Source organism: Candidatus Bandiella numerosa, from assembly GCF_021811875.1.
In the GTDB taxonomy this organism is placed as follows: Bacteria; Pseudomonadota; Alphaproteobacteria; order Rickettsiales; family Midichloriaceae; genus Aquirickettsia; species Aquirickettsia numerosa_A.
The window spans coordinates 1-264 of sequence record NZ_JAJBJD010000239.1; the positions used below are offsets into that span (position 1 = coordinate 1).

Consider the following 264-nt stretch of genomic DNA (forward strand, 5'->3'; position numbering starts at 1 on the left):
TTTGCCGTCAGCTTCCTTCCGCCAACTCCTCACGAAGTTAACCTTGCCTCAGCTAATGGACAGCTCTATATCAGCCCATGAGGGACTTGAACCCTCTACTCTTACATCATGCACGGCGCACAAAAAAGCTATTTTGTATACAAAGGCTTTATTCTTGTAGATCAGGAAGATGGCTATATAGAGCATGTTCATGTTACTCCTGCAAATCTTTCTGAAGTAAATGAACTAAAAAACATTATAGAAAATCGCCATGACCATAGGATT

Annotated in this window: 1 protein-coding gene; it reads left to right on the forward strand. The window is 40.9% G+C overall.

Features of this window, described 5'->3' with window-relative positions; translation table 11 throughout:
- Positions 1-108 precede the first annotated feature (108 nt).
- A partial coding sequence (locus L8D11_RS06100; RefSeq protein ID WP_369127286.1) for a transposase occupies positions 109-264 on the forward strand: 156 nt, incomplete at its 3' end.